General features: G+C 43.5%; 23 protein-coding genes. 11 read left to right on the top strand and 12 right to left on the bottom strand.

Features of this window, described 5'->3' with window-relative positions; all coding sequences use genetic code 11:
- The first annotated feature begins 255 nt into the window (after window positions 1-255).
- Entirely contained in the window at window positions 256-396 is a 141-nt protein-coding gene (locus tag DW121_RS15685; protein ID WP_187120008.1) for a hypothetical protein, read from the top strand.
- 94 nt (window positions 397-490) lie between these two features.
- On the opposite strand, the gene DW121_RS04670 is transcribed toward DW121_RS15685, so the two are convergent.
- The 5 genes from DW121_RS04670 to DW121_RS04650 form a co-directional block, all read right to left on the bottom strand.
- Window positions 491-865: a YccF domain-containing protein gene (locus DW121_RS04670; protein WP_117710731.1), complete on the bottom strand. Its 375-nt coding sequence runs from the start codon at window positions 863-865 to the stop codon at window positions 491-493.
- 49 nt (window positions 866-914) lie between these two features.
- A complete protein-coding gene (gene dinB / locus DW121_RS04665; protein ID WP_118323283.1) occupies window positions 915-2,012 on the bottom strand; it encodes a DNA polymerase IV in 1,098 nt (365 codons plus the stop codon).
- 30 nt (window positions 2,013-2,042) lie between these two features.
- Window positions 2,043-3,389, bottom strand: coding sequence for an MATE family efflux transporter (locus tag DW121_RS04660; RefSeq protein ID WP_118323147.1), 1,347 nt, complete (start codon window positions 3,387-3,389; stop codon window positions 2,043-2,045).
- Window positions 3,390-3,474: 85 nt separating this feature from the next.
- A complete protein-coding gene (locus tag DW121_RS04655; RefSeq protein WP_117710955.1) occupies window positions 3,475-4,185 on the bottom strand; it encodes a murein L,D-transpeptidase catalytic domain family protein in 711 nt (236 codons plus the stop codon).
- An 87-nt stretch (window positions 4,186-4,272) separates the two neighbouring features.
- Window positions 4,273-5,301, bottom strand: a complete 1,029-nt coding sequence (locus DW121_RS04650) for a L,D-transpeptidase (RefSeq protein ID WP_117710956.1) — start codon at window positions 5,299-5,301, stop codon at window positions 4,273-4,275.
- A gap of 273 nt (window positions 5,302-5,574) precedes the next feature.
- On the opposite strand from DW121_RS04650, the gene DW121_RS04645 reads away from it, so the two are divergent.
- Together DW121_RS04645 and DW121_RS04640 are read left to right on the top strand one after the other, a co-directional pair.
- Window positions 5,575-7,530, top strand: a complete 1,956-nt coding sequence (locus tag DW121_RS04645) for a heavy metal translocating P-type ATPase (RefSeq protein WP_117710733.1) — start codon at window positions 5,575-5,577, stop codon at window positions 7,528-7,530.
- Window positions 7,531-7,544: 14 nt separating this feature from the next.
- Window positions 7,545-7,973, top strand: a complete 429-nt coding sequence (locus DW121_RS04640; RefSeq protein WP_118323146.1) for a Fur family transcriptional regulator — start codon at window positions 7,545-7,547, stop codon at window positions 7,971-7,973.
- A 10-nt stretch (window positions 7,974-7,983) separates the two neighbouring features.
- Here the strand turns inward: DW121_RS04640 and DW121_RS04635 are convergent, their stop codons facing one another.
- Window positions 7,984-9,000: a LacI family DNA-binding transcriptional regulator gene (locus DW121_RS04635; RefSeq protein WP_117710735.1), complete on the bottom strand. Its 1,017-nt coding sequence runs from the start codon at window positions 8,998-9,000 to the stop codon at window positions 7,984-7,986.
- Between the two features lie 170 nt (window positions 9,001-9,170).
- Between DW121_RS04635 and DW121_RS04630 the strand changes: the two genes are divergently transcribed.
- From DW121_RS04630 to DW121_RS04605, 6 genes are all read left to right on the top strand, one after another.
- Window positions 9,171-10,103 (top strand): aldo/keto reductase, encoded by a 933-nt coding sequence (locus DW121_RS04630; RefSeq protein ID WP_118323145.1) that lies wholly within the window; start codon window positions 9,171-9,173, stop codon window positions 10,101-10,103.
- A 12-nt stretch (window positions 10,104-10,115) separates the two neighbouring features.
- Window positions 10,116-11,039 (top strand): amidohydrolase family protein, encoded by a 924-nt coding sequence (locus DW121_RS04625; RefSeq protein WP_117710737.1) that lies wholly within the window; start codon window positions 10,116-10,118, stop codon window positions 11,037-11,039.
- 14 nt (window positions 11,040-11,053) lie between these two features.
- Complete coding sequence (gene fucP / locus DW121_RS04620) at window positions 11,054-12,313, top strand: L-fucose:H+ symporter permease (RefSeq protein WP_118323144.1); 1,260 nt, start codon at window positions 11,054-11,056, stop codon at window positions 12,311-12,313.
- A 27-nt stretch (window positions 12,314-12,340) separates the two neighbouring features.
- On the top strand, window positions 12,341-13,357 hold the full coding sequence (locus tag DW121_RS04615) for a zinc-binding alcohol dehydrogenase family protein (RefSeq protein ID WP_118323282.1): 1,017 nt from the start codon (window positions 12,341-12,343) through the stop codon (window positions 13,355-13,357).
- 96 nt (window positions 13,358-13,453) lie between these two features.
- A complete protein-coding gene (locus DW121_RS04610) occupies window positions 13,454-13,852 on the top strand; it encodes an L-rhamnose mutarotase (RefSeq protein ID WP_117710739.1) in 399 nt (132 codons plus the stop codon).
- A gap of 307 nt (window positions 13,853-14,159) precedes the next feature.
- Complete coding sequence (locus DW121_RS04605) at window positions 14,160-15,806, top strand: alpha-L-fucosidase (protein WP_118323143.1); 1,647 nt, start codon at window positions 14,160-14,162, stop codon at window positions 15,804-15,806.
- A 41-nt stretch (window positions 15,807-15,847) separates the two neighbouring features.
- Here DW121_RS04605 and DW121_RS04600 read toward each other — a convergent pair whose 3' ends face one another.
- Window positions 15,848-18,217 (bottom strand): beta-L-arabinofuranosidase domain-containing protein, encoded by a 2,370-nt coding sequence (locus DW121_RS04600; protein ID WP_118323142.1) that lies wholly within the window; start codon window positions 18,215-18,217, stop codon window positions 15,848-15,850.
- 530 nt (window positions 18,218-18,747) lie between these two features.
- Here DW121_RS04600 and DW121_RS04595 point away from each other — a divergent pair.
- Window positions 18,748-19,467 carry a hypothetical protein gene (locus DW121_RS04595; RefSeq protein WP_233555770.1) on the top strand — a complete coding sequence of 240 codons (720 nt, stop codon included), beginning with the start codon at window positions 18,748-18,750 and terminating at the stop codon, window positions 19,465-19,467.
- Window positions 19,468-19,648: 181 nt separating this feature from the next.
- Here the strand turns inward: DW121_RS04595 and DW121_RS04590 are convergent, their stop codons facing one another.
- The 4 genes from DW121_RS04590 to DW121_RS04570 all read right to left on the bottom strand — a co-directional run bounded on the left by DW121_RS04590 (window position 19,649) and on the right by DW121_RS04570 (window position 22,283).
- Window positions 19,649-20,122: a hypothetical protein gene (locus tag DW121_RS04590; protein WP_118323141.1), complete on the bottom strand. Its 474-nt coding sequence runs from the start codon at window positions 20,120-20,122 to the stop codon at window positions 19,649-19,651.
- Window positions 20,123-20,128: 6 nt separating this feature from the next.
- Complete coding sequence (gene msrB, locus DW121_RS04585) at window positions 20,129-21,184, bottom strand: peptide-methionine (R)-S-oxide reductase MsrB (protein WP_118323281.1); 1,056 nt, start codon at window positions 21,182-21,184, stop codon at window positions 20,129-20,131.
- Window positions 21,185-21,265: 81 nt separating this feature from the next.
- Complete coding sequence (locus DW121_RS04580) at window positions 21,266-21,541, bottom strand: putative quinol monooxygenase (RefSeq protein WP_117710743.1); 276 nt, start codon at window positions 21,539-21,541, stop codon at window positions 21,266-21,268.
- A gap of 379 nt (window positions 21,542-21,920) precedes the next feature.
- Window positions 21,921-22,283, bottom strand: a complete 363-nt coding sequence (locus tag DW121_RS04570; protein WP_118323140.1) for a winged helix-turn-helix transcriptional regulator — start codon at window positions 22,281-22,283, stop codon at window positions 21,921-21,923.
- A gap of 165 nt (window positions 22,284-22,448) precedes the next feature.
- Between DW121_RS04570 and DW121_RS04565 the strand changes: the two genes are divergently transcribed.
- Window positions 22,449-22,979 carry a DJ-1/PfpI family protein gene (locus tag DW121_RS04565; RefSeq protein ID WP_117710959.1) on the top strand — a complete coding sequence of 177 codons (531 nt, stop codon included), beginning with the start codon at window positions 22,449-22,451 and terminating at the stop codon, window positions 22,977-22,979.
- Between the two features lie 22 nt (window positions 22,980-23,001).
- Here DW121_RS04565 and DW121_RS04560 read toward each other — a convergent pair whose 3' ends face one another.
- Complete coding sequence (locus DW121_RS04560; protein WP_117710746.1) at window positions 23,002-23,709, bottom strand: TIGR02757 family protein; 708 nt, start codon at window positions 23,707-23,709, stop codon at window positions 23,002-23,004.
- Between the last annotated feature and the right edge of the window lie 5 nt (window positions 23,710-23,714).

Below are 23,714 nucleotides of genomic sequence, written 5' to 3'. Positions count from 1 at the left end.
AATGTACAATCATTGAAGTTGGAGTACAAAAATAACATAAATCGTGTGCAAAAGAAAAGATAGGTAATATATTTGTAATACACGGATAGCAAAACAACGTATTTTTTAAGAAAACAAAGACTATAATGCAATTTTCTATGTTATAAAACATATTTTTCACGAACATTTTGTATCTTTGCAGCGTTAATAAGAGAGAAAACAATAAAAGATGTTTAATCGCTTTCCGAAACGCGGAAAGCAAAAAAGAAGATGATTATGAAAAAGAATGCAAATGAAATTTTTATGTTACAGTACCGTATCAAACGCTATCAAGCAATGGGTAACGGAACAATGTGCCAAACCTTAAATGGCAAACTACAAAAACTGCTTGCAGAGCAAGCTGCTATGACCATGTAAATTACACCTTTAAATAAAATGAACGAGGGCAGGAAATTTTTCAGTTTCCTGCCCTCTTCTTTTATCATTTTCTTGCCCATGTAAGATAATATGTTTACACCTCCACAATATCCTTGCCAAAAGGAGCCAACGCCAAAGCAGCAAGTTTGAAATGCTGCATACCGAAAGGAATGCCAATAATAGTGATACACAACAATATGCCAAACCCCAAATGTGAAAGGCAAATCCATATTCCACCCAGAAAAATCCACAGCACATTCATCAGTATATACAGACAGCCGCCTGAACGCTCTCCACTGCGCACATCCTTACCAAACGGCCATAAAGCAAGACCCGCCATTTTCATTGTCTGCATACCAAAAGGGATACCGACGATTGTAATCATCATTAAAAGACTGGCTATCATGTATTCCACGGCAGTAAAAATACCACCGAATATCAGCCATAAAACATTCATTAGACAACCCATTGTATTACGTTTTTATGTTCGACATTACAAAGATAATATACTTTCTTACCTATTCACTAAATTTCCAGTCACTAAATTCAAAACTTAGCTGTTCCCAAACACCTTTTTCATCACTTTCTTCACGAGGATTGGACACCGAGAGACCTATCAGTCGGATAGGATGATGCACATAGTCGACTTCTTTCAAAAGCTGTTTTGCCAATGGCAGGATTACATCAAGAGTAGTCAACTCTTTAGATTGTGTAATGCTGCGGGTAATCTGGCTGAAATCATGGAATTTGATTTTCAGCGTCAACGTATTCCCCCGAAAGTTCTTATGCTCCAAACGCCCCACCAACTCCACCGCCGTATGATATAATTCAATAATCACCGATGCCTGCCGGTTAATATCTTTTTCCAAAGTATGTTCGCATCCGATAGACTTGCGAATGCGTACCGCCTCTACCGGACGGAGATCTATCCCACGGGCGAAATCATAATAAAGACTTCCCACCTTACCGAACTCGCGCAACAGCATTGCGTGCGAACAGGCACGCAATTGTTCTCCGTTGTGTATCCCCAAAGCGTGCATCTTCTTTGCTGTCACCGGACCTACTCCCCAAAAACTTTCTATCGGCAAATGTGCTATAAACTCCAAAGCCTGATTGGGATGAATGGTGCACAAACCGTCCGGCTTGCGATAATCGGATGCTATTTTGGCAAGAAATTTATTGTAGGAAACTCCCGCAGAAGCCACTAAATTCAACCTTTCACGTACTTTCCGTTTTATTTCTTTAGCTATGTCCACAGCTAAGAGAATGCCCGGTTTGTTTTCCGTCACATCCAAAAAAGCCTCATCCAAAGAGATAGGTTCTATGATATCCGTATATTCATGGAAAATCTCATGTATCCGGCAAGATACCGATTTATACGTATCCATACGTCCCGGAATAAAAATAAGCTGCGGACATAACCGTTTCGCTTTCTGTGATGACATAGCCGAACGCACCCCGAACCGGCGGGCTTCATAGCTGGCAGCAGCTACCACACCCCGCTCCTCAGCATGACCTACCGCCACGGGTTTGCCACGCAGTTCAGGATTATCACGCTGTTCTACAGATGCGTAGAAAGCGTCCATATCAATATGTATAATCTTCCGTTCGGTCACCATCATACCAACTACCGATACAAAGATACACTAAATTTTCTTCATTCGGAGTATGCGCTGATAGACATAAATAAAAGCGGGAACAAGGAATAAATCTGCAAAAATCCAGGCAGTCGGGTCACCAAAGCAAACGGCAATGTAGCCAAATGCCGGAACTGCCAACAAACTGACCAAGATACGGGCTATCATTTCGGAAACACCCGAAAGCATAGCCAGATTGGTGTAACCTACCCCTTGGATAGTGTAGCGCAGAATACAGAGTAAACCCAGTATCGGGAAAAAGGAGACAGATATATGCAGGAAAAGTTCCGTATCTTTTAAGATTTCCATTTCCGAAGCCTCTACGAACAATAAAGCGAACGTTCCGGCTCCAAACATCAGCGCCACAAAAGTAAATGCCCAGTAGATAATCATCATAAGCGCACTTGCCTTGACACCCTGCCATATGCGTTCAGGCTTGCCTGCACCGTAGTTTTGCCCACTATAAGTTGCCATTGCCATACCCAAACTCTCGAAGGGGCACATAAAGAACATCTTGATACGCATGGCAGCCGTAAAAGCCGCTACACACGCTGTACCCAACGCATTATTGGCACTCTGCAACATAATACTGCCTATGGCGGTTATAGAGAACTGTAATCCCATAGGCACTCCGATATACATCAGTGTCCGTGCCAATGCACCATCGAATTTACGTTCGGCAGGAGTCGTCTTCAGAATTTCAAAACGTTTCATCATATAGATGTAACACAACACTGCCGAAACCCCTTGAGAAAAGACCGTAGCGATTGCCGCTCCCGCCACACCCCAATTCAAAACGAGGATACAAAACAGGTCAAGCAGAATATTCAAGACAGTGGAAAAGAGCAGAAACCAAAACGGTGTCTTGCTATCGCCCAAAGCACGTATAATGCTGGATAACAAGTTATAGAAGAATGTACAGGGAACACCTATAAAAGTAACGAGCAGATAATAATAAGCTCCGGTAAAAATATTTTCCGGTGTACGCATCATGCGCAGGATGTCTGCACAATAGATGCTTGTAACTACGGCAAGCACCACCGACATTACCGCAGCCAGTTGCAAACTGACTGCCACATAACGGCGCATCGTAACATAATCCCGTGCCCCGAACTTCTGCGCCACCGGAATGCCGAATCCGCCGCAACATCCGTTGCAAAAGCCAAGTATCAGGAATATGACCGATGTGCTTGCCCCGACAGAAGCCAGCGCATTTATTCCCAAGAATTTACCGACTATTGCAGCATCCACCAAAGAATAGGTCTGTTGCAGCAAATTACCCAGCAATAAAGGCAAAGTGAAATTGAATATCAGCGGAAGCGCCCGTCCTTCCGTCATTTCTCTTGATGTTGCCATACAATCTAATCCCTCCGAAAACCGGTGCAAAATTAGTAAAAGAAAAGTTTACGGGAATTGATACATATCAAAAGATTCGGGCTACTTACAAACGGTCCGTCTCTTTCAATACAGAACTATGAGCCAAATAGTCGGGAGCCTCGGCATAGATATACATCACACTGCCCCCTTTGATGGCGTCGATGATAGGACGGGTAAGTTTTTGCGGAACAGCCGGACAGCCGAAACTGCGTCCCAAACGTCCTCCCTCGCTTACAACCGAAGGATTGGCATAGGCAGCCCCGTGCATCACTATGGCACGCTCACGGGCGCGGTCATTGATGCCCTTTTCCAACCCGTTCAGGATAAGGGAATAACCGTTCTTACCCTGATAGGTTGTCTCAGTCAAATAGAATCCCAAGGAACTTTTATAAGAACCGTATTCGTTGGAGAACGAAGTGGCATACTTGTCACCACTATTTTTCCCATGCGAAACAACCGATGAAAAAAGCAGCTTCCGCTGTTTCATATCGAATACAAACAGACGCTTCTCGGTAGAGGGGCGGGAGAAATCTATCAGAGTCAGCACATCCCGTTTACGGTCTGCTATTTTATGATACCCCGTTACCGCCTGACGGAAAGCTTTCCAGCTTACTACTCCTTCCAGTTGCATGGAACGGTACAAACCGGCATATGCAGCCGACTCTACCGCCAGCGTAACATCCGGCTTATCCGGCACATCGGCAGAAGGCTTGCTCCCCAAGAAAAGGAAACAAGGAAAAAACAGTAATAAAAAAGACAAGCAAAATCGCAACATAAACATCTGACCTGAGAAAATATCGGCGGCAAAGTTAATACTTTTCGCCCATACACCTATCACACAGATAGTTAAAAAAGACAGGTGTTATTCGATAACAACTACTAAAGAACGTTCCGTCGGCGCCCAGTCAAACACAAACTTTGCGTGTGAAGTAGCATTACGCACGCACATATGCGAACGCGGTGTGGTGCCAAGCGACCAACTATATTCAATCATTGCCGTACGCGGAACATTCACCGGCACTCCATGAATATAGGCTCCGTTGGTGAAGCGGCTGGCATAGGGCGCATACCCGCCCGTTGCCGTAGAGCCATCTTTAAGAAAGACCATGCGCGATTTCTTTTGTTGAAGCAAATACATACCCAGCGGTGTCTCCTGCGCATAGGGCGGTGCATGCCGTCCCGTAGTGGCAGGATTCATGCTGCGTATTTTCCATTCACCTTTGTCCACACGCTCCAACGTGGCGATATTCTGGTCCAGACGGTCTACGAAAATGGCATGGTTAAAGACGGTACTGTCCGCCAGCTGTTTCAAATAACGGCGGGGAGCCAACCATTCATCTTCTAACGTAATAGGAAGAATACGGTCGAAGCTGCCTTCCGCACCCAGCAAATAAGCCAGTGTCCCGTCTCTGCCATAACGCTCGGGAACCAGCGTATCTCCCGGCAGGTACAAAGGAACGGACTGATAACGCTCCACTCCGAGAGTGTCCGCCACACGACGATAGGTGTTACGCACAAACTTGCGAACCAAAGGAGCTTCCCGGTTCAAATTCTTATAATTCTGCAAAACCACCCACTTCACACTGTCTCGTTGCATATTCTCAATATAAGCCAGACAATTGCGGATTACATCCCATTTGAACGAACGCACGGTATCCTTGTACGGATAGGTATCTTCCAACGTATATGTATCGTAAAGCAACTCTTTGGTTAGCGTTATATCGGCTGCCGTCAACAACTTCTCCTTGAAAGGCGTTTCCACCACAGACACAACGGTATCGACAGGTTCCGATACCTGCGCAACAGGAGATGAAACCCGGTCTTGACGCCCGTTACATCCTGCAAGCACCATGTATGTAGCCACAGCGGCAAAGAGGAAGAATCGTTTCATAAAGATAAATTTAAGTTCGTAATCGGATTCAGAATCTTCATGAATACCTGACTCTACGAACAAAGATATAATTTTTTCTTACGTTTACAACGATTTTTCCCCGATAATTGTTGTGCTCCACAGTACTTTTCAAGCAGGGGGGGTATCTAAGTATACGACTGAGACTATCTGAGTATACGCCCGAAAAATGTTACCCGGATAAATCACAAAGGTAACTTTGCAACTTGGTTGCATTTACCATTGCCTATCTTTGCATCAAAAATAGAAGATAATATGGGACATCATAATTGTACATGTTGCTGTGCGCATGACAATGCACAGCCAAAGAATGCACCGGGCAATATCGGTTTCTTAAAGGAATATTGGAAAATCCTGCTTTCAGCCCTTCTGCTTTTTGGCGGAATAGCCATGAAAGCGATGAATTTAAGTTTCTTCTCAGACGATGCCGTCGTACTTGTCTGGTATCTGCTGGCATATCTGCCCGTAGGTTTACCCGTACTGAAAGAGGCATGGGAAAGTATTCTGCAGAAAGATATTTTCAGCGAATTTACACTCATGTCCATCGCTACATTAGGGGCTTTCTATATTAAGGAATACCCGGAAGGCGTAGCAGTAATGCTGTTCTATTCATTGGGAGAATTATTTCAGGACAAAGCGGTAAGCAAAGCCAAGCAAAACATCAGCGCATTGCTTGATGTACGCCCGGAAACAGCAACTGTTATCAGAGGTAATGAAGCCTTCATTGAATCTCCCCGCAATGTACAAGTAGGCGACATTATAGAGGTAAAAACCGGAGAACGTGTTCCGCTAGACGGAACAATGTTAGGGGAGACCGCTGCGTTCAATACTTCCGCCCTTACCGGCGAAAGTGTGCCCCGCACAATTCGTAAAGGCGAGGAAGTACTTGCCGGAATGATTGCCACAGATAAGGTTGTCAGAGTGAAAGTAACTAAACCTTTTGAAAAGAGCGCCTTGTCACGCATACTGGAGCTGGTGCAGAATGCGTCCGAACGCAAAGCCCCCGCCGAGTTGTTTATACGTAAATTCGCCCGTATCTACACGCCGATTGTAACCGGACTGGCGGTATTGATAGTGTTGCTGCCTTTTCTCTATTCATTGGCAAATACCCAATTCATATTCACTTTTGACGACTGGTTGTATCGGGCACTTGTATTCCTGGTTATATCATGTCCTTGCGCTTTGGTGGTAAGCATTCCTTTGGGATATTTCGGCGGTATCGGCGCTGCATCCCGTTTGGGGGTATTGTTCAAAGGCGGTAATTATCTGGATGCCATTACCAAAGTCAATACGGTAGTCTTCGACAAGACGGGCACACTGACAAAAGGAACGTTTGAAGTACAGGCCTGCCATACACAACACGGCACATCCGAAAAAAAGCTGATACAAATCATCGCCTCCGCAGAGCGCAACAGCACGCACCCCATAGCCAAAGCTATTACCGGCTACGCGGAACAAAGGCAGATACCCTTTGCTCCCGCTGCAGAAGTCACGGAAATTGCAGGTCATGGTCTTGAAACAAAGATAAACGGACAGCACATACTGGTAGGTAACACCCGCCTATTATCCAAATATAACGTGGAATATCCGCAGAAATTATCCACGATTGCCGATACGGTGGTAGTCTGTGCCATCGATTCTGCCTATGCGGGTTACCTGCTGCTATCCGATACGCTGAAAGAAGACGCCCGCAAAGCTATAAAGGATTTGAAAGCTTTAAATATCAATAATATTCAGATATTATCGGGAGACAAACAGGCGATTGTCACTAACTTTGCAGAGAAACTGGGAATAACACAAGCTTACGGAGACCTGCTACCTGACGGAAAAGTGGAACACATAGAGAAACTGAGGCAAGATGCAGATAACCGGATAGCTTTTGTAGGCGACGGCATCAACGATGCTCCCGTCCTTGCCCTCAGCCATGTGGGAATTGCAATGGGCGGATTGGGCAGCGATGCCGCTATAGAAACCGCTGATGTTGTAATCCAAACCGACCAGCCTTCGAAAGTAGCTACCGCCATTCGTGTCGGAAAACAGACACACAGAATTGTCTGGCAGAACATTTCGCTGGCTTTCGGAGTTAAATTATCGGTACTTATATTAGGTGCCGGAGGATTGGCGACATTGTGGGAAGCCGTCTTTGCAGATGTAGGCGTGGCCCTCATTGCCATAGTAAATGCTATACGCATACAGAAACTGATAAAATAGAAAGGCTGAATCTTATGACAGAAAAGGATTATTTAGACCTGTTGGCAAAAAGAGAAATACAACCTACCGCCATACGTATCTTGGTATTACAAGCTATGCTAAAGGCAGGCCGTTCCGTCTCTTTGCTCAATTTGGAAAATATGCTGGATACGGTTGATAAATCTTCTATCTTCCGCACCATCACCCTTTTCCTCTCCCATCACCTGATACACAGCATTGATGACGGAACAGGCTCTTTTAAATATGCGGTATGCAGTGCAAGTTGCTCTTGCGAAGTCAACGACCTTCATACTCATTTTCATTGTGAGGGATGCAACAAGACATTTTGTTTCAAGAATATTCCTACCCCGATAGTACAAGTTCCGGAAGGATTTACCCTTAACAGCATCAACTATGTACTGAAAGGGCTTTGCCCGGAATGTGCGGCAAAAAACAAAAAGTAGATTAATCGCATTACTCTTTTATACTACTTTCCCTGATTTGCAAATGGGTAGGAATAACTACTTGTTTGATAGTTTTATCCCCTTTTATTTGTTCTATCAACAAACGGCAGGCTGTTTCACCCATCAAGTATGTCTGATGAGATATAGCCGACAGTTTGGGCTCTACATAATTGGCATGCCGTTCATCCGTATATCCTATAAGGGCTACATCCTGCGGAATACGGAGCCCGTGCCCTTTGATAACTTCCATTGCAGCGAATGCCAGCGTATCATTCATGGCAAGAATGGCATCGGGAGGCTCAGGGAGGGACAGTAATGTTTCCGTTGCTATTTTGCCTTCCTCATAATCAATCTTACGGCATACGACCAATTCTCTTTCTATAGGAATCCTATTCTCACGCAACGCTTCCAAATAACCATGCTTCCTCCGTTTCACTATATCCAGATGATTGGCCCCCCCAATAAAAGCAACCCGTTTGCTTCCATTGTCCAGTAAATGTTGCGTAGCCTTCTGAGCCGAACAAGCTCCGTCCGCAACTACGGTAGAAAACAGTTCCGGCAGACAAACACGGTCGAACAGTACAACAGGCATATTGATATCGGACAGGCTTGTGAAATGGTGATAATCGGTTGTTTCCTGAGAAAGGCAGGCTATAATACCCTCTACACGCATATTTACAAGATTTTCAATACTTCTTTTTTCGTGTTCGTAAGATTCATGTGAAGTAGTGATAATCACAAAATATCCATTGGCTACCGCCGTATCTTCGATGCCGCTCAGAATAGAAGAAAAGAAATGAGTTACAATATCAGGAACAATCACCCCGATGATGCGCGGAGCATTCCTGCGGAGACTCATGGCAAAAGGATTGGGACGATAGTTCATCTCCTTTGCTAATTTTTTAGCTTTCGCACAAAGTTCACGGCTAATCTCCGGACTGTCTTTCAGGGCTCTTGATACAGTTGGAATGGAAACTCCAAGAATTCCGGCAATATCTTTCAGTGAAGTATGTTTTTTGTGTTCCATTCAAAGATTGTCATTAGGTTTGCTCTACAAAGAAAACACATTTCCCGCAAATAAATGTATTCTAAAAAACATTTCTTACGTAAACCGTTACGTGCTTTTTCAGAATCATGTAAGAGTTACCCGACCCATTTGCTGCATACATTTGTCGCATAATCTTAAAACACAAAGTTATGCAATACCATGAAATTGGAAAAACAGGGATGAAGGTTTCTTCCCTTAGTTTCGGAGCTTCTTCTTTGGGAGGGGTTTTCCACAACATCAAAGAAAAAGAAGGTATCACATCCGTATTCACCGCTATCGAATCAGGAATCAACTTTATTGACGTATCGCCCTACTACGGGCACTACAAAGCCGAAACCGTTTTGGGGAAAGCACTGAAAGACATCCCGCGCGACCGTTACTATCTCTCAACCAAAGTAGGGCGCTACGGAAAAGACGGAGTCAATACCTGGGACTATTCTGCCAAACGTGCAACGGAAAGCGTATACGAAAGCATGGAACGGCTGAACATAGATTTCATTGATTTGATAAATGTGCACGACATAGAATTTGCCGATCTGAACCAAGTTGTCAACGAAACTCTGCCGGCACTGGTGGAACTGCGCGAAAAAGGTGTTGTAGGGCATGTCGGTATCACGGACTTGCAGTTGGAAAATCTGAAATGGGTTACCGACCACTCACCTGCAGGAACGGTGGAATCCATACTCAACTTCTGCCATTATTGCCTTTGCGATGATAAACTGGCAGACTTTCTGGATTATTTTGAAGAAAAAGGAATCGGTATAATCAACGCTTCTCCACTATCCATGGGCTTGCTGACAGAACGCGGAGCCCCCGCCTGGCATCCGGCTCCCGAATCGTTGGCCGCCGCCTGCCGGAAAGCCATGCTGCATTGCAAGGCCAAGAACTATCCGATAGAAAAGCTTGCCATGCAATTCTCCGTCAGCAACCCACGCATTGCCACTACCTTATTCAGTACCGCCAACCCTCAAAATGTAAAGAACAATATCGAATTTATCGAGGCTCCGATGGACGAAGAACTGGCACGTGAAGTCAAAACGATTATCGGAGATCAACAACGCGTCAGCTGGGCAAATTCTTAATACCGGTTTCTTATGGACTACACAATTATTGATGCACATGCCCACCTGTGGCTGCGTCAGGACACGACAGTAGACGGCCTTCCTATACGGACACTGGAGAACGGACGTTCTTTATTCATGGGCGAAATACGCCAGATGGTTCCGCCTTTCATGGTGGACGGAGTGAACAGTGCCGAGGTTTTCCTATCGAATATGGACTATGCACAAGTATCCGCCGCAGTAATCACGCAAGAGTTCATCGACGGCATACAGAATGAATACCTGAAAGAAGTCACTACCCGTTATCCCGACCGTTTCTTTGTTTGCGGAATGTGTGAATTCCGCAAGCCCGGATACTTAAAGCAAGCCGAACAGCTGATAGACAGCGGGTTCAAAGCCATTAAGATTCCCGCACATCGTCTGTTGCTGAAGGAAGGACGCGTGATGCTGAATTGTGAAGAGATGATGCAAATGTTCCGGTTAATGGAAGAACGGAATATTATCTTGTCCATAGACTTGGCGGAAGGAAGTACCCAGATTGCCGAGATGGAAGAGATTATCGACCGGTATCCCCGCTTGAAGATTGCGATAGGACATTTCGGTATGGTGACCCTGCCCGAATGGAAACAGCAGATTCTATTGGCGCGCCATCCCAATGTAATGATTGAATCGGGCGGTATCACCTGGCTCTTCAACGAAGAATTCTACCCTTTTAAAGGAGCGGTAAAAGCTATCCGTGAAGCCGCAGATTTGGTAGGAATGGAGAAACTGATGTGGGGGTCGGATTATCCGCGCACGATTACCGCCATCACCTACAAGATGTCTTATGACTTCATAACGAAGTCCTCTGAGCTGACAGAAGCGGAAAAAGCCCTTTTCTTAGGGGAAAATGCCCGTAACTTTTACGGGTTCAGCCAACTCCCCGTTCTGCCTTATATCAAGAATATGTCCGAATAAACAAGAAAAATACCATGAAAAAAAATAAATACATTGTTCCCCTTACACTGGTTTTCAGCCTTTTCTTTTTATGGGCCATCAGCAGTAACCTATTGCCTACCATGATTCGGCAACTGATGAAAACCTGCGAACTGAACACGTTTGAAGCATCATTCACCGAAACTGCCTATTGGCTGGCCTATTTCATATTCCCTATACCGATAGCCATGTTTATGAAAAAATACAGCTACAAGGCCGGCATCATATTCGGATTACTTCTGGCAGCAAGCGGCGGATTGCTGTTCTTTCCGGCAGCCATGTTGAAAGAATACTGGGCCTATCTGTGTATCTTCTTTATCATCGCTACCGGTATGTGCTTCCTCGAAACAGCCGCCAACCCGTATGTAACTGCACTGGGAGACCCCCAAACAGCACCTCGCCGTCTGAATCTGGCACAATCATTCAACGGTCTCGGAGCGTTCATTTCTGCAATGTTCCTAAGTAAACTGATTCTCAGCGGCACGCATTATACACGAGAAACCCTTCCAACGGACTATCCGGGTGGTTGGCAGGCATACATACAGGTGGAAACGGATGCCATGAAATTCCCCTATCTGGTACTCGCTTTATTATTAGTTGCCATAGCCGTAGTATTTGTATTCTCCAAATTACCTAAGATAGGTGACGAAGAAACGCAACCCGATGCCGCTGTACCCAAAGAAAAGCTGATAGACTTCGGAGTACTGAAACACTCGCATCTACGCTGGGGAGTTATAGCACAGTTCTTCTATAATGGCGGGCAGACAGCCATCAACAGTCTTTTCCTTGTCTATTGCTGTTCATATGCCGGTTTGGCAGAAGATACGGCCACTACATTTTTCGGCCTTTATATGCTCGCCTTCTTGCTGGGACGTTGGATAGGAACGGGACTCATGATGAAATTCCGTCCGCAGGATATGTTGGCGGTATACGCTATAATCAATATTGTGTTATGTGGAGTGGTAGTCATTTTCGGAGGTACGGTAGGGCTGTATGCCATGTTGCTCATCTCTTTCTTTATGTCCATCATGTACCCCACACAGTTCTCGCTGGCACTGACCGGACTGGGCAGCCAAACCAAAAGCGGTTCCGCTTTTTTAGTAATGTCTATCGTCGGCAACGCCTGTCTTCCCCAATTGACAGCCTACTTTATGCACGTAAACGAAGATATATATCACATAGCCTATATCATCCCTATGCTTTGCTTCCTCTTCTGTGCATACTACGGTTGGAAGAAATACAAAGTCATTGATTAAATGTCTAATTATTACTATACAATAAAAATGAAAGCAGTCCAGATTACAGCCCCTTCCAAGATGAGGGTGGTTGATGTAGAAAAGCCGGTGGCAGGTGCCGGAGAAGTATTAGTGAAAATAAAATATGTAGGTTTTTGCGGTTCCGATTTGAATACATTCGCCGGACGCAATCCAATGGTGAAACTTCCCGTTATTCCGGGACATGAGGTGGGTGCAGTCATCGAAGAAACAGGTCCGGACGTACCCGCGGAATTGAAAAAAGGCATGAACGTAACCCTGAATCCTTATACCAATTGCGGTAAATGCGCATCCTGCCGTTCGGGACGCGTCAACGCCTGTGAGCATAACGAGACTTTAGGGGTACAACGCAACGGGGTAATGTGTGAATATGCCGTGTTGCCTTGGACCAAAATTATTCCGGCAGGTGATATCACGCCCCGCGATTGCGCTTTGATAGAACCGATGAGCGTAGGTTTCCATGCAGTGTCCAGAGGACAAATCAACGACAATGAATATGTCATGGTCATCGGTTGCGGTATGATTGGTATCGGCGCTATTGTCCGTGCAGCACTGAGAGGGGCAAAAGTTATCGCAGTCGATTTGGACGATGAGAAACTGGAATTGGCAAAAAAGGTAGGAGCGGCTTATGTCATTAATTCCAAAACGGAGAATGTGCACGAACGTATGTTGGAAATAACGGACGGATTTGGTGCGGATACTGTCATAGAGGCTGTCGGAAGCCCGGTTACGTACGTAATGGCTGTGAATGAGGTCGGGTTCACCGGACGGGTTGTCTGTATAGGCTATGCCAAAAGCGAAGTGTCTTTCCAGACTAAATATTTTGTTCAGAAAGAGATTGATATACGCGGTTCGCGCAATGCATTGCCGGCAGACTTCCGTGCGGTAATCAACTACATGAAATCGGGAAACTGCCCGATAGAAGAACTTATTTCCAGGATTGCAACTCCGGAAACAGCTTTGAACGCTATGGAAGAATGGGCTGCAAATCCGGGAAAGGTATTCCGAATTTTAGTAGAATTTTAGTTCTTGTGTTTATCCCCTGATTTGCCATTCCTTCATAAAGATAGATGTAAATCAGGGGATTTTTTTAGTTCAATACTATATAATTAATTTGATACTATGAAATACAATATTACAGCAAAGGAACAAGGTTATCGCGTACGTTCCTATGATATGCCCGTAAAACGTTATTGTCAAACTTTAGACTTAAAAGATAATCCGGAAATGATAGCCGAATACCGCAAACGCCACAGCGAAACAGAACATTGGGCAGAAATTCGGGAGGGCATCCGGAAAGTCGGCATCTTGGAAATGGAGATATACATCCTCGGCAACCGGCTATTCATGATTGTAGAAACTCCGTTGGATTTTGATTGGGACACCGCCATGCAACACTTGGCAACACTTCCGCGCCAAGCTGAATGGGAAGAATATATGGCTGTTTTCCAAGTGTGTAATCCCGGTGCAAGTTCCGCTGAAAAGTGGAAACTTATGGAACGGATGTTTTATTTATACTGATATCTTAGAAAGAGACCTTTAATTAAGATACTTACCATGAAAAAAAATACTATTAATAATGCGAATCAAAAAACAACTACGGATTCACATATAACTAATATTAAATAAACAATTCGTTAAATAATTAATTAAAAAACATATATACAATGAGTTATATTAACAGTAGCTAGCATAATAAAGCCTATCAAAAATGCTAAACTTGTCAAAGAATTATGTAATTTAGCAGCGTGTGCTGCATGAATCAACCAATATGTTAATTAAATTTTTAATATTATATTGATTATAATAAAAAATAATATTTATATCTATGAAAACCAAAGTCTTCTTAGTAGCTTTCTTAGTATTTTCGATAGGGACATTGCCCGCTCAAGACTATCAAGTACCGGTATCGGAGAAAAATGAGCCCATGATGAAAGGTAAATTTCAACCTACATGGAACTCACTACAGAATTATCAAGTCCCCGAATGGTTTAGAAATGCAAAATTCGGAATTTGGGCACATTGGGGGCCACAGTGTGTGGAAGGTTCGGGCGACTGGATGGCACGTTCTATGTATCTGGAAGGAACAGCGGAGTATAAATATCATGTAGAGCATTACGGACATCCCTCGGAGGTTGGCTTTAAAGATATCATACCTTTATTTAAGGCAGAGAAATGGAATCCGGATAAATTGGTAGAATTCTATAAAAAGATAGGTGCGCAGTATTTCTTTGCTTTGGGTAACCATCACGATAATTTTGATTTGTGGGATAGTAAATACCAACCATGGAATTCAAAAAATATGGGCCCGAAACGTGATATTTTAGCGGAATGGGAGAAAGCTGCGCGCAAGTACGAGTTACCGTTTGGAATCAGTTTTCACGCCGATCATGCTTGGACTTGGTATGAGCCCTCTCAACGCTATGACAGGAACGGCCCTAAAGCGGGCATTCCTTATGATGGTACATTGACTAAGGCAGACGGTAAAGGCAAGTGGTGGGAAGGATATGATCCTCAGGATTTATATGCACAAAACCATCCGATGAGTAAAGGCAGTTGGGCGAATGGCATGATTCATAGCCAGTGGGCTTGGGGAAACGGGGCTTGTTTGCCAACACAAGAATACTGTACTAATTTTTATGATCGCACAGTAGATGCTATCAACCGCTATAATCCTGATCTCATTTATTTTGATGTGACGGTAGCTCCGTTTTATCCCATCAGTGATGCAGGATTAAAGATTGCCGCTCATTTTTATAATCATAATATTGCTACTCACAAAGGGAAATTGGAGGCAGTCATGTTAAGCAAAATATTGGATGAGAATCAGCGTAAGGCCATGGTTTGGGATGTAGAGCGTGGAGCTCCCAATAAGATTATGGAGCAACCATGGCAGTCTTGCTCATGTATTGGAGGGTGGCATTACAATACATCCATTTATGAGAATAGCCGATATAAATCAGCAGCTGATATTGTGAAACTGTTAGTTGACATTGTAAGTAAGAATGGTAACTTGTTGCTCAGCGTTCCGTTGAGAGCAGATGGAACCTTTGATGAAAAGGAAGAAAAGATATTAAATGAATTCGGCAATTGGATGAATATTAATAAAGAAGCTATCTTTGACACACGACCATGGAAAATATTTGGTGAAGGACCAATAGCTGAAGCTGATATTAAGATTAATGCACAAGGCTTCAATGAAGGAGCGTATAGCAAGGCTACAGCACAAGAAATCCGTTTCACCCAAACTAAAAAAGACCTATTTGCTACGGTTTTGGCTTGGCCGGCAGAAAATCAAATACTTATCAAATCATTATCCAGCAAGAGTAAACTGTTCCCTGATAAGATTAGAAGAGTGGAATTATTGGGATATGGTAAAGTTTCATTTACACGTACGGAGAAGGGCTTAGTTATAAATATGCCTGATAAACAGGTCAACAAAATAGCTCCGGTCTTTAAAATAAAAGCACTATAAAATATTTTATAGTGCCTATTAACAGTAGCTAGGATATTCCACTATTTGATGAGCCTTACCTCATATATCTCGCCTATTTGTTTATTTGGTTTTGCCACAAACTTGACACGCACTTGTTTCTTACCTTGCAGATACGTAGCCGGGATATCATAGGTTTCTGACTTGAATTCTGATATGCGATACTTGCCTGTATTATTAATAGAGCGAAGAAGCACGTCGTCGATATAAATATCGAACTCATGGCTCTTCCATTCACCCACGCCCCAATACTTGAGTCGCAGTTTAAGGTCGGTCAGACCGTCGGTTTGCATGAGGTAGCTGAAGTAATGTCCGTTACGAGCATCCCGATAGAAGACATTGTTTGTATTACCCGTGTACGACTCGTCAGTCTCCATCTTATGATCGGTTTCCGGTTGCTGTTCACCCGGCTGTACTTTGTCAACAGTACTTGCTTCGAGCGCCTGACGTTCCTGTTCCTGTTGGGCAATGTTATCAATGTACTGCTTATAGCTTCCTTCGGTAAGAGCGAGCCAGTACATCATATAACGAGAATCGTGAATCTCGAAAAACGGTTGTAATTCCCCTTCAATTCCATTTACCATACGGGTACCGAGTGTGAAGTGCAACGGTTTGCCGGGCACAGGAGTAAGTTGCGACGGAATGGCGGCAATATCATTATTTATAAGAATCGGCGCTTTGTCAATGGGCAACTTCGGACCGCCTGCATACTGTCCGAAGCGGCTGTCGTCGGCTATGAGTGAGGTCATGGACTCTGTGCCGGTTTTCATACCGAGAAGGATAGGACCATACATGAAAGCAATGTACTGCGGTTCGTTGGGCAGATAGCGCAAAGATGAATGCATCGGAAAGTTAACGCTTACCACATCTCCTTTCTTCCATTTACGGTTGATGCTGACGTAAGATGACGGACCTGTTATGATGTCAACGGGCTGTCCGTTCACGCTAACCTTGAACTCTCCCGGACGTACCCATCCCGGATAGCGTACCATGAGGCTGAACACACCTTTGCCTTCTGCAATAGTGATTGTGCTGTTTTCGGAATAAGGAAAAGCAGTCTCCTGGCGTAGCGTGATACCGCGTTCTTTCCAGTCGAGTCGTGAAGCTGCATAGAGATTCACAAAGAGGGCATCGCCCGCATGGGTATAGATGAATTGCCCATACTTGCCATGATTCTCCATGCCGGTACCAACGCAGCACCACATAGCCTCGTTAGGGGCGGAGTAGTTGCGATAATGGCGAGGACGCGCAGGGGTGAAATACACATAACCTCCGTGTTCAGGATGCTGGGTAGAGAGTATGTGGTTGTATGTGGCAAGTTCGTAGTAGTCTGCATACCTTGCCTCCGGGTTACGGCGATGGAGATATTCCGTAAGTTTCAACATATTATTGGTGTTACAACTCTCGGGACCGTCAATATCATTGATGAAATCCATACAAGCATCCTTGGCAGGGAAATGCTCCCGACGGCTGTTTCCCCCGAAAGCAAGACTACGCTCACCGGTCACAATGTCCCAGAAGAATGAACTTGCCACATGATAGTCTTCATTACCCGACAATTCTGATATACGTTCAAAGCCGATAACTTTAGGCACCTGAGTGTTGGCATGCATATTGTCAAGACAATCTTGCCGCTGAGACATCGGAACGAGTAACCGTTTGTGCGAGAAGCGTTTTGCGCAGTCAAGGTATTTTTGTTCTTGAGTAATGGCATACGCATCGGCAAGTACCTCGTTCATACCGCCATGTTCATTGCCAAGCATCTGTTCCATCTGTTCGTCCGACAAATGCGATGTGATATTAACTGCCCAATCGCAGAACTGCAAAAAAAGGATCTTGGCCTGCTCGTTGCCACAATACAGCCACGCATCACGCAAACCGGCGTACATCTTGTGCAGATTATAGAATGGCGCCCACGAACCGCTATACACGCGGAAGTCGCCGTTTCTAAAGTTATTCCAAATATTTTGACTATTAGGCATTCCACCCATATAACCAATACCCCATTCAGGATGTTTTTTACGGTTGGCCTCGGCACATTCGGCTATTTCGCTGATGATATACTCCATGCGCTTACGACATTCGTCGTTGCCCGTAGCCGCATTAATGGCCATGGCGGTAAGATAATGTCCGCCCACATGACCATCCAAACCGTCCCAGTTGGGATAACACTTCGCCTTGGGCTCCAACCCTGCCTCCTTGCGATAAGGAGCCAACAGGCGGTCGCAGTCATATTTTAGCAATGTCCCGATATTCAAGTCGCGGGCATGCTTCAGCGGTCCTTCGAGAAGGGTTACTTGTGAAAGCGGAAACTCATTGGAATACAGTCTGTCTTGTGCATTTACCCCTGTGGTTGCACATACTAATAGTAAGGTAGCAAATAGTTTTTTCATGTTACAAAAAATGTGTTCAATAAATTGTCGTGTCGTCCATCAAGTCACAAAGCTACAATAAATTTGGGACAGGACAAAATAAATGTGTAAAGAAAAATCTTCTATAAAATCCCATGCGGACCAAAATGAAACTGAGCCGAAACAAGATTCAGGAGAGTAAAAAGAAGGAGTATCAGAAATAAACCATGAGGCTATCATATACCATAAGACCGTACAGCACCTGATGGGTGAGATGTACCACTTCTTCAGTATCATGAAGGCTTTGGACAAACATATAGAGTATCACAAAAGAATTAAACCCAAATTAAAAGAAAAGAGCCGGATACAATACCAAACTCTTTCAATGAAGGGATAATGTGTAGATACTAATTGAAAAGTGCGCCACCATAGGATAAGTACTTACCATCCAGCCCAAGTATGACAGTTCCAAACACCGCCCTCACCTATTCACACAAAAGATTAAGGATGAGATAGGATTTTACCTGAAGAAGAATACCGTTAAGATAGCTACGGGGCTTCGCAAACAGCGCATGTTGAAGAAGCATATCCACCAGTTTCTGTTATCCCAAGGATATACCATCAGCTATGCCACAGTATGCAGTTATATAAAAAATATAGAATCATACAAAGAGAAGAAAAAGGGCGAAGCCTTTATTCGGTTGTTCCATGAACCGGGATGCATTGCCGAGTTTAACTGGGATGCAGTCCTTCTTTTTATTGACGGGATCAAGACCAAGTTTTATCTGGCCGTATTTACTTTCGGGCATAGCAATGGCAGATACGCCTATCTTTTCAGACATCAGAATACGCTTGCCTTCATGGAATCCCACCGTAACTTCTTCAGGGATATACATGATGTCTCAGCCATGATGATCTATGACAATATGCGTGTAGCCGTCAAGAGCTTTGTCGGTGGTGACAAGAAGCCTACAGAAGCCCTGATGAAGATGTCCGGTTTCTATTGTTTTGGGTATCGTTTCTGTAATATACGGATCGGATGGGAGAAAGGGCACGTGGAACGTAGCGTGGAATATGTCAGAAAGAAAGCTTTCTGCCTGACGGACCATTTCAGTGATATACGTTCTGCGCAGGAGCATTTGAGCCGGATATGTATGCAGGTCAACAACGAGCAAGGCAGTCTTTCAACAGCGGAGAAATCATCACGTTTGGAGGCTGATTTGCCATTGCTGAAGCCTCTTCCCGGTAACCTGGACTGTTTTAAGGTCTATGAGTACATTGTGGATAAGTAGTCGACTATTAGCATGAAAAATGTTCATTATTCCGTCCCCGATTCCCTTGTAGGGGAAAAAGTATATGTCAAGGTTTATAGTGAAAAAAATCATCATCCTGTACGGGAAGGAGAAATAGAATATTAAGTTCATCAAATAGCACAATAACCAAATTGGCTTTTCAGCCTATTATAAAAATTCTCTACTCGCAACGACAATAAGTATTTGCACCGCATGTACAACGAGGCAACAATTGTTCACTCAATTCATCACGATAGAATTCATACAGTTGCCTATACATCACTTCATAAAGGGTGGCAATTTGTTCTTCATGGCCACTCCTATTTTGAGAATGATTCTCAAAGGGATTCTCAAAGTTAAAATGCACATATCGCTTGGCAATCAAAGTGATAAAATTCAATTCTTCCTCAGCTTCTTTACATAAAGTGACAACATAATCCCATGACCGATGTGTATACATCCCAACACCCGAGGGCTTCTTACGGGATATGCTATATCCATTTTGTTCCATCACATTACATACGGCATCGGGAACACCATTTCCCTCCATAACTCCTGCCGTAAAAATATTCATTCCCCTGCCAAATGCATGCAGGAACTCTTGCGCAATACGACTGCGGCAAGCATCTTCATTACTTATTAATAGTATATCCATTGATTGTTATTTTACTAATTCCAAATATTCACCGTATCCTTCTGACAACATCCGGTCTTTAGGAATAAAGCGCAATGAAGCACTGTTGATGCAATAACGTAATCCTCCCTTATCAGCAGGACCATCTGTAAAAACATGTCCTAAATGGGCATCACCCGTTTTACTGCGAATTTCCGTACGTACCATTCCGTGGGTAGTATCCACTTTTTCCTGAATGAGCCTGCTGTCAATCGGTTTGGAAAAACTGGGCCATCCGCAACCGGAATCAAACTTATCAGTAGAAACAAACAGGGGTTCACCCGTAGTAATATCTACATAAATACCGGGACTGTGTTCATCCCAATAGGCATTACGGAAAGGCGGTTCGGTGGCATTTTTCTGAGTAACGGCATACTGTTCCGCAGTAAGCTGCGAACGCAAAGCCGCATCATCCGGTTTACTGTAAGCCGCTACCTTTTTTTTCATCTTCGCCTTACGTGCCAAGTCAAATAATGCAGGATTAATATGGCAATAGCCACCCGGATTTTTACCCAAATAGTCTTGATGATAATCTTCTGCCGGATAGAAACTCTTCAACTCCTCAATCTCCACTTCCAACGGACGAGTATAATTAGCCGCCAGACGGTTAACGGTTTCACGGATAACAGGCAGGTCTGCGGTATCTATATAATAGATGCCTGTGCGGTATTGAGTACCCCGATCATTGCCCTGACGATTCAGACTGGTAGGATCAATCGTCTTAAAATAAAGGTCAATAAGGAAAGGCAAGTCTACCTTATCGGGATTATACTGTACTTTTACAGTTTCGACAAAGTCCGTAGTACCTGTGCAAACCTGTTGATAAGTAGGATTGGCAATATTCCCGTTTGCATACCCCACTTGGGTAACTTCCACCCCTTCTATTTGTTTCAGAAAATGTTCGGTTCCCCAAAAACATCCCCCTGCCAGATAAATCTCTTTCACCGGATTCATATCAATTCTCCTTTCTGCCTGCTTAGCCGGTTTACCGATGCAAGACAGGCAACTTATTAGCATTACAAAAATAAAAAATATTTGTTTCATACCATTTGTCATATAAGTAATAAAACAAAAAAGTCAACACAATGGTTGACTTTTTCAAATTATATGTCTACAAAAACATTATCAGAAACTGAGCTTCTCCAATTTCATAGAGGCAAGATTTTGTATCTTGGGAACTAATGTTACAAAATGCGTAGCCTTCTCATGTACAGCCAGCGACTCCTCATCTTTCCATGTTTCGCAAATCATAAGGACATCTTCACGAGTTGCACTTTCAAAAATATCATAAGCAATGCAACCATTATCTTTCAGAGAGCAAGCTACCAATTCTTTTGCAGCTTCCATTACAGCAGCACGGTTATCCGCACTCACTTGAATAAAAACATTCAATCTAATCATACTTATATCAATTTTAAGTGTACCGCAAATTTAAAAAGAATAAATAAGAAGTCCGTTAAGATTCTGTGTAATTATTCCTCATGTGTGATACTCAATTCCACAACTTTCCATATTTTTACGTACTGTATTAGTAGTAACAGCGTGCAATTATTACATTATAAATCAATCATATAATCTATTTCATCATTCTTTGGCATCCTCTTTGTCCTATGATAAGTGTTAGAAACAATAACCCCAACAGAGTTGCCACAAGCTATCATGCTGGCATTGGCAAAAGATTACGAAGGAACTTCCGTAAAAGAAGCCTATGTAAAGGAAAAAGAAAGAATTCCGGTTCGTGATGAATCGGAATTCTTGTATATTATAATATGTACAGTTCTTATGATTCCACTTCTTCCCGTACTCCCCGCCGTTCCATAATATCTGCCATATGCTCCAATGCCCAACCGACCAACGATTCGATATGCGGCATCAAGCTATATCCCGTTTCCGTAAGAGAATACTCCACACGCGGGGGAACTTCTGCATACACTTTTCTGATAATCAAGCCGTCCGTTTCCAACGAACGTAGCGTAACCGTAAGCATACGTTGTGAAATGTCACCGATTGTTTTCTGAATGTCACAAAAACGCATTGTACCATTCGCTTTTAATGTAACCATGATAAGCATTGTCCACTTATCTCCCAACTTACTCAAAACGTCCCGTATCGGACAACGACCTATATGATGAAAGTTTTCCATTTTTTAACTTTTACTAATTGGTTGAACTCCAGCAATGGTTACATTCTTGTAACTATCTAACATTCAAGTGCCTTCTTGTCTACAAGCAACAAGAATCCTAACTTTGCAATACAAAAGTAATAAACTTACTGAGAATAACTATTGTTTCACTTAATAATTATGATTATGGCAAAAAAAGTTGCAGTTTTAGCAGTAAATCCGGTAAACGGATGTGGTCTATTCCAGTATTTGGAGGCCTTTTTTGAGAATGGCATTTCTTATAAAGTATTTGCGGTAGCAGAAAACAAGGAAATCAGGACCAACTCCGGTATAGCCCTGATAACCGATGATGTAGTCGCTAATCTGAAAGGACATGAAGATGAATACGACGCGCTTGTGTTCGCTTGCGGTGACGCCGTTCCCGTATTTCAACAGAATGCCGACAAACCGTACAATATTACCATGCTGGAAACCATCAAGACATTCGGTGAGAAAGACAAAATTATGATTGGGCACTGTGCCGCCGCCATGATATTTGATTTTACAGGTATCACTAAAGGCAAGAAAGTAGCCGTTCATCCGTTGGCGAAGCCCGCTATCCAAAATGGGGAAGCAACCGACAACTCTTCCGAAGTAGACGGAAACTTCTATACTGCCCAGGATGAAAACAATATCCGGACAATGATAGAGAAAGTTGTAGCTACCTTAAAATCATAAGCAATACGCAAAATACTTTATCTTATAACACTCCATTCACTCCGCTACCGAACAATGCGAAATCACCCAAACAAGGATCCTCCGGAAAGACCTCCGCCAAAGCGGCTGTTATGTTCCGTGCATTCTTTAACGAGAATGTTTCCGTATCTGTAAGCCCTAAAAGATAGGCTACCCGACAAACATGAGTATCTAAAGGAATCAACAAATCTCGACAGTCAAAACTTCCCCAAATACCGAAGTCCACTTCCGATTCTTTCCGTATCATCCAGCGCAGAAACATATTCAGTTTCTTTTGCGGACTTCGGGCGGAAACTTCCAAAAATGCACATAATCTTTCCATTGGTGTACCCGAATAGACCAGCAAGGCATCTTCCAAACTATCAAACTGCGAATAGGCAGCATATAATCGAGAGAAATAAGTATAAAAATCCGCATGGGAAAGCATACGATAAAAGCTACTGCTATCTGTCGGCTGAAAATCCGCTTTCCATTGGCAAGACAATACATACTCATAAGGTGAAATTCCCATTAAACGATGTAATTCATCTGATTTCTTCAATATCTGCTTACGATTTCCAAAACTCATTATAGCTGTAAGTAAGCCGCTAATCTCAATATCCTGTTTCCGCGCATATCTATGTGGAAACTGAACAGGATCACCTTGTATAAAGGCGACACAATGGTATTCTTTTGCCCATGCCAAGAGTTGTAATCGGATTCCCTCAGTCATATTTT

This window comes from Bacteroides sp. AM10-21B (assembly GCF_003472565.1).
Lineage (GTDB): Bacteria > Bacteroidota > Bacteroidia > Bacteroidales > Bacteroidaceae > Bacteroides > Bacteroides propionicigenes.
This window is presented reverse-complemented; position numbering and strand designations above follow the sequence as displayed.